The sequence below is a fragment of the Vibrio sp. V08_P9A1T1 genome, assembly GCF_963874405.1.
GTDB classification, from domain to species: domain Bacteria; phylum Pseudomonadota; class Gammaproteobacteria; order Enterobacterales; family Vibrionaceae; genus Vibrio; species Vibrio anguillarum.
This window is the reverse complement of the sequence record NZ_CAWNIB010000052.1, coordinates 1-8,555: the sequence shown is the minus strand read 5'-3', so window position 1 is coordinate 8,555 and position 8,555 is coordinate 1. Positions and strand designations below refer to the sequence as shown.

The 8,555-nt window shown below is 45.4% G+C and carries 9 protein-coding genes; 5 read left to right on the top strand and 4 right to left on the bottom strand.

What is annotated here, in order from left to right; genetic code table 11:
• Nucleotides 1-107 precede the first annotated feature (107 nt).
• From hppD to maiA, 4 genes are read left to right on the top strand one after another with little or no spacing between them, the layout of a single operon-like run.
• Complete coding sequence (gene hppD / locus AACT21_RS03010; RefSeq protein WP_019282145.1) at nt 108-1,181, top strand: 4-hydroxyphenylpyruvate dioxygenase; 1,074 nt, start codon at nt 108-110, stop codon at nt 1,179-1,181.
• Nucleotides 1,174-2,304: a homogentisate 1,2-dioxygenase gene (locus tag AACT21_RS03005; protein WP_094163531.1), complete on the top strand. Its 1,131-nt coding sequence runs from the start codon at nt 1,174-1,176 to the stop codon at nt 2,302-2,304. Before hppD ends, AACT21_RS03005 begins: the two co-directional genes overlap by 8 nt.
• Nucleotides 2,305-2,327: 23 nt before the next feature.
• Nucleotides 2,328-3,341 carry a fumarylacetoacetate hydrolase family protein gene (locus AACT21_RS03000; protein ID WP_094163529.1) on the top strand — a complete coding sequence of 338 codons (1,014 nt, stop codon included), beginning with the start codon at nt 2,328-2,330 and terminating at the stop codon, nt 3,339-3,341.
• Complete coding sequence (gene maiA, locus AACT21_RS02995; RefSeq protein WP_094163527.1) at nt 3,338-3,988, top strand: maleylacetoacetate isomerase; 651 nt, start codon at nt 3,338-3,340, stop codon at nt 3,986-3,988. Before AACT21_RS03000 ends, maiA begins: the two co-directional genes overlap by 4 nt.
• A 40-nt stretch (nt 3,989-4,028) precedes the next feature.
• Here maiA and AACT21_RS02990 read toward each other — a convergent pair whose 3' ends face one another.
• From AACT21_RS02990 to AACT21_RS02980, 3 genes are all read right to left on the bottom strand, one after another.
• On the bottom strand, nt 4,029-5,540 hold the full coding sequence (locus tag AACT21_RS02990; RefSeq protein ID WP_094163525.1) for a M28 family metallopeptidase: 1,512 nt from the start codon (nt 5,538-5,540) through the stop codon (nt 4,029-4,031).
• A 189-nt stretch (nt 5,541-5,729) separates the two neighbouring features.
• Nucleotides 5,730-6,563 carry a CPBP family intramembrane glutamic endopeptidase gene (locus AACT21_RS02985; protein ID WP_094163523.1) on the bottom strand — a complete coding sequence of 278 codons (834 nt, stop codon included), beginning with the start codon at nt 6,561-6,563 and terminating at the stop codon, nt 5,730-5,732.
• 117 nt (nt 6,564-6,680) lie between these two features.
• A complete protein-coding gene (locus AACT21_RS02980) occupies nt 6,681-7,388 on the bottom strand; it encodes a glycerophosphoryl diester phosphodiesterase (RefSeq protein ID WP_017044733.1) in 708 nt (235 codons plus the stop codon).
• A 165-nt stretch (nt 7,389-7,553) separates the two neighbouring features.
• On the opposite strand from AACT21_RS02980, the gene AACT21_RS02975 reads away from it, so the two are divergent.
• Nucleotides 7,554-8,330 carry an MBL fold metallo-hydrolase gene (locus tag AACT21_RS02975; RefSeq protein ID WP_047689420.1) on the top strand — a complete coding sequence of 259 codons (777 nt, stop codon included), beginning with the start codon at nt 7,554-7,556 and terminating at the stop codon, nt 8,328-8,330.
• A 13-nt stretch (nt 8,331-8,343) separates the two neighbouring features.
• Here the strand turns inward: AACT21_RS02975 and AACT21_RS02970 are convergent.
• The coding region (locus AACT21_RS02970; protein WP_217898736.1) for a hypothetical protein at nt 8,344-8,555 on the bottom strand (212 nt) is incomplete at its 5' end.

Genomic DNA, 8,555 nt, shown 5'->3' with positions numbered 1-8,555 from the left:
CTATTTGTTCTCCGCTAAACCGTTTTTCGTTATAGGGTTCATTTTTGCTGAAAATTACGCCATGTTCGCAATACTCAACACAAGCGTTAACAAAAAAGGAGCGCGAGATGACCTCAACATTTAACCCATTGGGAACAGACGGTTTTGAATTTGTGGAGTACACCGCGGCTGATCCCGCTGGAATCGCGCAGTTAAAAGAGCTGTTTACTTCTCTTGGCTTTGCTGAGATAGCCAAGCACCGCTCAAAAGAGGCGTGGTTATATCGTCAAGGGGATATCAATTTTATCGTTAACTCTCAACCCCATAGCCAAGCTGCAGCGTTTGCCAAAGTGCATGGACCTTCAGTGTGTGGGATGGCGTTTCGCGTTCATGATGCATCTGTCGCCATGCAGCATGTGCAGGCAAATGGCGGGCGAGAATACAAAACACAAATTGGCCCAATGGAACTGAGTATTCCTGCGATTTATGGAATTGGTGATAGCTTGCTCTATTTTGTCGATCGTTATGGTAGCCAGAGCATTTATGATGTGGATTTCAAGTTCTATGCCGATGCTAATCAACGAATGACCGACGCCAATGTTGGCTTGTTCGAAATTGACCACTTAACGCATAACGTTAAACAAGGTCATATGAACGTTTGGTCTGGCTTTTATGAGCGGATTGGTAACTTCCGTGAAATTCGCTATTTTGATATTGAAGGGAAGCTAACTGGGTTAGTTAGCCGTGCAATGACAGCGCCTTGCGGCAAAATTCGCATCCCAATCAATGAATCGTCTGACGATAAATCACAAATAGAAGAGTTTATTCGTGAATACAATGGTGAGGGGATCCAACACATCGCTTTATCCACTGATGATATCTACCAGACGGTACGTACTCTGCGCGAGCGAGGGATGGATTTCATGCCGACACCGGATACTTACTACGAAAAAGTCAGTGATCGAGTTGAAGGGCATCAAGAAGATGTTGATCAGTTAAAAGCGCTGCGGATCCTGATTGATGGCGCACCGATGAAAGATGGAATTTTGCTGCAAATATTTACTCAAACCGTCATTGGCCCAGTCTTTTTTGAGATCATTCAACGCAAAGGCAATGAAGGGTTCGGGGAAGGTAATTTCAAAGCGTTATTTGAGTCGATTGAAGAAGATCAAATTCGACGAGGAGTACTCAGCGATGCATAAATGGATCACATTTCCTCATCGAGAAGGGGTATGTTCAAACCAAGCTCATGCCGACTTCCCGCAAGAGGCCATCTATGAAAGAGAAGCAGGACGCAGTGGCTTTTTTGGCCCTGCGGCCCATTTCCATCACCAACATGCACCGACTGGGTGGAGTGAATGGCAAGGTGAGTTAAGGCCGAGAGCCTTTAATTTTAATTTGATCGAGCAAGCCAAACAAAGTTCACCGTGGAGCGTGCCGCATCTATTGCATAATGCACAATGTAAAGTCCGAGTATGGAAGCTGGCTCAAGCGATGGATCATTTAGTGCGTAACGCCGATGGTGATGAGTTACTTTTTATTCATCAAGGAAGCGCTGATTTTTATTGCGATTACGGGCACTTGAGCGTTTCACAAGGGGATTATGTGTTGATCCCGCGCTCAACCAATTGGCGGCTTGAGCCAAGTGAGCCGATGTTCATTCTAATGATAGAGAATACGGATGCGGCGTATGCTTTGCCAGAAAAAGGGCTAGTAGGGAACCACGCCATATTCGATCCTGCGGTTTTGCAAGTCCCGTCGATTAACCCAGAGTTTAAAGCGCAGTATTCAGAAAAGACCACCCAAGTTCATTTAAAACGTCATGAGAAAATCAGCGTCGTTACTTATCCATTTAACCCATTGGATGCAGTAGGTTGGCACGGTGATCTTTCTGTGGTGAAACTCAACTGGCGAGACATTCGGCCGTTGATGTCGCATCGCTATCATTTGCCGCCCTCCGCTCACACAACCTTTGTTGGCCAAGGTTTTGTAGTCTGCACCTTTGTGCCTCGGCCGATTGAGAGTGACCCCGGCGCTTTAAAGGTTCCGTTTTATCATAACAATGATGATTACGATGAAGTGCTCTTCTACCATGCGGGTGATTTCTTTAGCCGCGATAATATTGAAGCTGGCATGGTCACTTTTCATCCTGCCGGGTTTACCCATGGCCCACATCCGAAAGCGTTCCAAGCTGGGCAAGAGCATAAGAAAAAATTTACCGATGAAGTGGCAGTGATGATTGATACGCGGCATGCATTACACTTTAGTGAGGCGGCGCAGCAGGTTGAAAATCAACAGTACGTCTACAGTTGGAAGAGCGAATAAACGAATACGAATAAGGAAGTGACATGAAGTTAGCTACGCTAAAAAACGGCACAAGAGATGGTTTATTGGTAGTGGTCAGCCATGACTTATCAAAATGCGTTGCTGTGCCTGAGATTGCCGAGCATTTACAGCAAGCCTTAGACCGTTGGCAGGAAACCGCACCGATGCTCAGCGAAATTTACACGGCGCTTAATGAAGGCGAATTGCTGCAAGAGATGCCGTTTGATCAAACCTTGTGTCATTCGCCGCTGCCTAGAGCGTATCAATGGGCCGACGGTTCTGCTTACGTCAACCATGTCGAGTTAGTACGAAAAGCACGAGGAGCAGAGATCCCTGAAAGTTTCTGGAGTGATCCGTTAATGTATCAAGGTGGTTCGGATGCTTTTCTTGGACCGCGTGATGATATTCAAATGCAAGATGAAGCATGGGGAATTGATTTTGAAGCCGAAGTGGCCGTGATCACCGATGATGTCAGAATGGGTGCAACCCCAAGTGAAGCGGCGCAAGCGATTCGATTGGTGATGTTGGTTAACGATGTATCGCTGCGTGGTTTGATCCCTCAAGAGCTTGCTAAAGGATTTGGTTTTTTTCAATCCAAACCGTCCTCAGCATTCTCTCCTGTCGCTGTGACACCCGATGAACTAGGCTGCCATTGGGACGGCGGAAAACTCAACCTGCCATTGCTATCAACCTATAACAATAAACCATTTGGTTGCCCCAATGCTGGCGTGGACATGACGTTTGAATTTCCACAGTTAATTGCTCACGCAGCAAAAACGCGCCCCTTGTGCGCGGGCACTATTATTGGCTCTGGTACAGTTTCCAATAAACAGGGAACCGATTTTGGCAGTGCGATTGCTGAAGGGGGAGTCGGTTATTCATGCATTGCAGAAGTGCGGATGATTGAAACCATTCGGGACGGTAAACCAAGTACCGAATTTATGAAATTTGGTGACAGGATAACGTTAGAAATGCGTGATGATAAAGGGAACAGCCTGTTTGGTTTAATCGATCAACGCGTGGTGAAAGGGTCATGAGTAGCCTCAAGTTATATGGGTATTGGCGCTCTTCAGCCGCTTACCGAGTACGCATCGCACTTCACCTCAAGGCGCTCGATTACCAGTCGATTGCTATCCATTTAGTTAAGGAGGGCGGAGTGCAACATTCAGCCGAGTTTAGCGCTCTCAACCCGAGTGAGTTAATTCCGGTACTAGAAGATAACGGGCATTGCATTACTCAGTCGTTAACCATCATCGAATATTTGGATGACCAGTATCCCCAAGTACGTTTGGTTCCGCTATCAGGTAAAGAGAAATATCAGATTAAAGCACTGGCGCAAGACATTGCTATTGATATTCATCCACTGAACAATCTCCGAGTTTTACAATATTTAACGCGTGAACTGGCCGTGGATGAAAGTCAAAAAGGAGACTGGTATCGGCATTGGATAGCCACGGGGTTTCATGCCTTGGAAAAGAAATTGGCCACAGTATCAGGAGAATACTGTGTTGGTGATCAACTGAGCTTAGTGGATGTTTGTTTAGTACCACAAGTGTATAACGCAGAGCGCTTTAATCTTGATATGGCGCAGTTTCCGATCATCAAACGAATCACTGCAGAGCTTCGTGCTCATCCTGCGTTTATTGCCGCCGCACCAGAAAACCAGCCCGATGCTGAGAGTTAATCGATTAGCCAGCCTTGCGGCTGGCTTTTCTTTGCGCTGTTTATTGAGCATTCGCCACTAAACTTGCATTGCTGTAATTGTTGTATCCATGCAGCAAAATAGAATAGCGGCCCGGTTGAGCATTGGAGAACTGACACGTTTCATTATTGCCACTGCGATAAGGACGGCAGTCGTATTGCTGTAGATCAGCATCAGTTTGATACTTAACGTATAAATCGGCATCGCCGCTTCCCCCTGACAATACAATATTCAAGTTGCCCGCTTCCTGCAGTTCGAATTGATACCAGGTTTTGCTATTTCTGCTGGCCGATAAACCGTTCACAGGTACGCCATTTTTCAGTTGATTACTCTGTGTAGGCGGTGTTGAGGCGTTACCCATTTCAACCACATAAGCCAATCCAAGTTTAGTAAATTTCACCGCATGAAATCCTGTTGGGTCGGAATTTTGCAGAGTGTCTTGCGGGCTATGAATATTAGGGTTGTAATCATTAAATTTGGATTCAAAAGGCATCGCGGCTGGGTAACCAACCGCATGCCAAGAGGCATGATCAGAGCAGGCATAGCCACAGGTATCAAATCCATAGGTTAATGACGGTAAATATTCATCCAATAGTTGTGTCAAATACTGGGTAAAATTACTGTCGGTGTAATCGGTTATGAAGACAATATCTTCGCGTGAACCTTGGTAGTTAGTCATGTCTAACTGCATCACAGACATTACTTTTTTACCTTCGGCTTTAAAACGATTGGCTAAGTCTTGTGAACCTCGAAGGCCCACTTCTTCGGCGGCGTAAGCCATAAAAGCGATGCTGCGTTTAGGACGAAAATTTTGCTCAGACAACAAACGGATGATTTCTGTCACGCCCGCGATGCCTGATGCATCGTCATCCGCACCCGGCGCAATACTGCTTTCGTTGGTTCGAGAGCCAAGTGTCGAGTCTAAATGCCCGCCAATCACCACCCATTCGTCAGGTTTTTCAGAGCCCGTGATTGTAAGCATCACCGATTTCTGGTTGTAGCCTGAATGTGTGATTTGTTCCACTTTGCTTGCTGGTAGTGACGCAGAGAGTGAGCGCCAATGATCTGCAATCCAATTCGATGCTTGAGCACCAGTCGAGGTGGTATAAAAGCGATTTTTAAACTGGGTTAAGGTGGTGATGGTACTGGTGATTTGTTGCGCTGATACTGATGGCAACCAAGCATTAACGGTGGTTTGCTGAGTTATTTCTGGTGCACTGAAAGTGTTTAGATTCAGCGGCATTGCGCTGACACTCATCGCACTTTGTGCAGAAGGGTGGACCATATAACCACCACATCGCTGATGATTTTCGTGCATTTCATGTGAAAGCGTCGCTAACTCGCTTACTGGTACTTGCCCAACCCATACTGATGTTTGATTGATAAGATTTTCAGGTAATAGGCTTTGGGCTCCAGAGCGAAGCGCCGTTTGCGTCGCGTCACCACCAATGGAAATCCACACCTTTTCTTCTGCATAAGCGGTACTGAAACAGCCTGCTAGCGCAATCGCCAATAACGTTTGTTTCTGGTTCATTCTCTCCTCCCTGGAGTATTATTATCAACATGACGTTGACCATAAACCCTAGGCCAAAAATAGGAATAATGAGAACAATTCGTTTTATACTCAGTTGTTCATAACGGTTGTCACTAAACTATCAATAAGGTATTTCATCGACTGATAAAAAGAAAAAAGCCAGCGAAAACTTCAGCTGGCTTAGAGGTTTTAACGCTGTACCCATACTGGATAAGTGAAGAAAATAAGGTGGGAAAAATTAAAGAGAAAGTGGAAGAGTACAGCCGTCCATAAACGCCCGCTTAGATGATAGATCGCGCCGTAGCCAATACCAGCTAATGTGGCAAATAGCACCAAAGTCACGCCGCCAGAAAAATGCGCAAGACCAAATAGGGTACTAGCGAGCGCAATACCGAGCCATAGACCGAATTTTTCACTAACGGCTTTTTGTAAATAGCCCCGGAAAAATGCTTCTTCCACCACACAGGTTAAAAGCAAATTATTGAGAGCAAAGAGCCACCACCAAGTCGGTAAAGATAACTCGGGCTTAATCGCGCCAAGCGCCCATGCGACAAAAAGCAAAGCAAAAAGAGGAATCGACACTTTACCGATCGCGGCCCAACGAATGGTTTGATGGTTGCCAAGGAGTGGCGGCCAAGCGAGTAGCAAAGCAAAAAATACCATAGGTTTATCTAGGTTCAAGTAGAGACGAAAGGGGGCACTATTTGCACCAGCAACCACATTATCCAGCACTTTAGGATTATTAAAACCAGGAATAGCATGCAGCAGCAGTGCAATTGCCCATAATAGCAACGCACCATGAGCAAACCATTTCCAGCGGCTTTTCAGTTGTGGAATGTAATAAGCACCACATAATCCAATGGTGACATACAGCAGGGCCATTAACGATAATCGGTCTGTGAACCATCCGCCCACTAACGACAGTGCTAGCAAGGCGAATGCTGGACGTAACTGCTTTTGAAAACTGAAGATAACGGCAAAAAGCAGCGGGATCCAAATCCATAACGATGAGTCAAGTATCATAGAGAGTACCTTAGGAAATCATCCATATTATTGAGTGATGACAGAGTGGAAGAGTGGCGCATTATGAAGAATCATTCTCAATAAAGAGATTCTACCAGTCAGCTAACGCTTGCAGGCTTACAAAAAGCACTGTGGATCGTCACTAAAAATGGCGTCAACCGAGTTGAGATGTTTGAACTTTTTCGGATTATTCACCGTGTAGCACCAAATTTGGTAACCCGCTTGATGTAACTCGGCAATGTGTTTTGCACTGATCCATTGATAATTAAGGTTACAGCCAAAGGCGTCAATTTCGGCTAACACTTGCTTATCTTTACGCGTTAATCGCTCGCTCAACACCGCCAATTTATAACCCGGACAATGCTGATAAAGCTCGCGCATGATAGCGTGGCTAAAACTGGAGAGAACAATCTGTTCATTCGGTAATCCACATTGATCCAGTTGCGCTTTAAGTTGAGCAGCGACTTGAGCAACATCGTGTTTATCCACTTTGACTTCAATGTTTAAACCAAGGCTGTGCTGCTTTGCGAGTGTCAGCAACGTCTCTAATGTCATGATGGGTTCGCCTGCAAATTGAGGATCAAACCAACCGCCAAAATCGAACTGTTGTAATTGCTCAAGCGTATAAGAATCAATGCGCCCTTTACCATTACTGCAACGATCAATGGTGTGATCGTGGCAAACAACCAATATGTGATCTTGAGTCGGTTGCACATCCACTTCAACCCACTTTAGGCCTAAATCAATAGCGGCTTGCACACTCACTTGCGTATTTTCAGGGTAATGGCCGGCCACTCCGCGGTGGCCAATAATCATAGGCTTCATAGCGTTATCTCCACACAATTAAAACCGGCTCAGCATAGCGCGCGCCTTCTATTTTGTCTTCAAATTGATGGAAATGAGAGACGACACGCTTTGGACATCACTTTCGCTAATGCTATGCTTATCCAACATCAGGCAGGAGGTCTGATCTGTCAAGTAGGGATAACGGTGAAGCTACATACGATCAAAGGCTATATTCAGAATATGTATCTGGCTGAATATCCAGAACGATTATTACTGCTAGACGGTGCAAGTCGAGCAGACATACCTACGTTGCAGCACTTCATTGAGAATGAACTGAACCGTCCTTTTTCTCATCTTCATACCGTTGTGGTAACTCACATGCATCCAGATCACGCTGGGGCAGCTCATCAATTGCGTGCATTAACGGGTTGTAAAATTGTCTCTGCCAATAAAGATCATGATTGGTATCGTGGTTTGGACGGATTTTGTATGCATCTAGCCGATCTTGCGCTTGCGCGTTGGATGGCGAATCGCCTAGGCCGCCCGCGGCAGAATTTATGGTATCCACGTGTCTTAAAGCCTGACATTAAGCTCAACGATGGCGACACTATTCCTCATTTTAACGAATGGCAAATCTTAGAAACCCCAGGGCATACCGACAGAGATTTGTCTGTCTACCATGCACAACAAGGCATTGTGTATGTTGCCGATTTAATGGTTGAAGTGAAAAAGCAGTTGATTGCCCCTTTTCCTATTTTCCATCCCAATCAATATCGCCAGTCACTTGAACGGATCTTCAAGCTCAACCCAGAAACACTGCTTCTTGCACACGGCAAAGAGGGGCGTTTGAGCGAAAAAACCTACCAACACCTGCTAAATACCGCACCTATACGGCCCATCACACATTGGCGAGTGGTCAAAATAAAAGTCAAAAGTTTAATGAAGTCTGTTTGGCAATTTGGGGTCAGCAAAGGTAAATAAAGGGTAGGTGGCTTTAAAACTCATCAGCAAAGAGTGTTCGCCGCATACTGTGGTTGTTTGCACCGGAAAAAATCGTTAGAATGCGATCCTTGATGATAATGAGAGCTTTTATCAACAAGGTGATAACACTTCGTTGAAGGTAATGAATAACGTCTATGAATCTTTTAAAAATCAGCTTGTCCTTGGTGGCGACTACCAGTTTGTTCGCAGTAAATGCTTCTACAC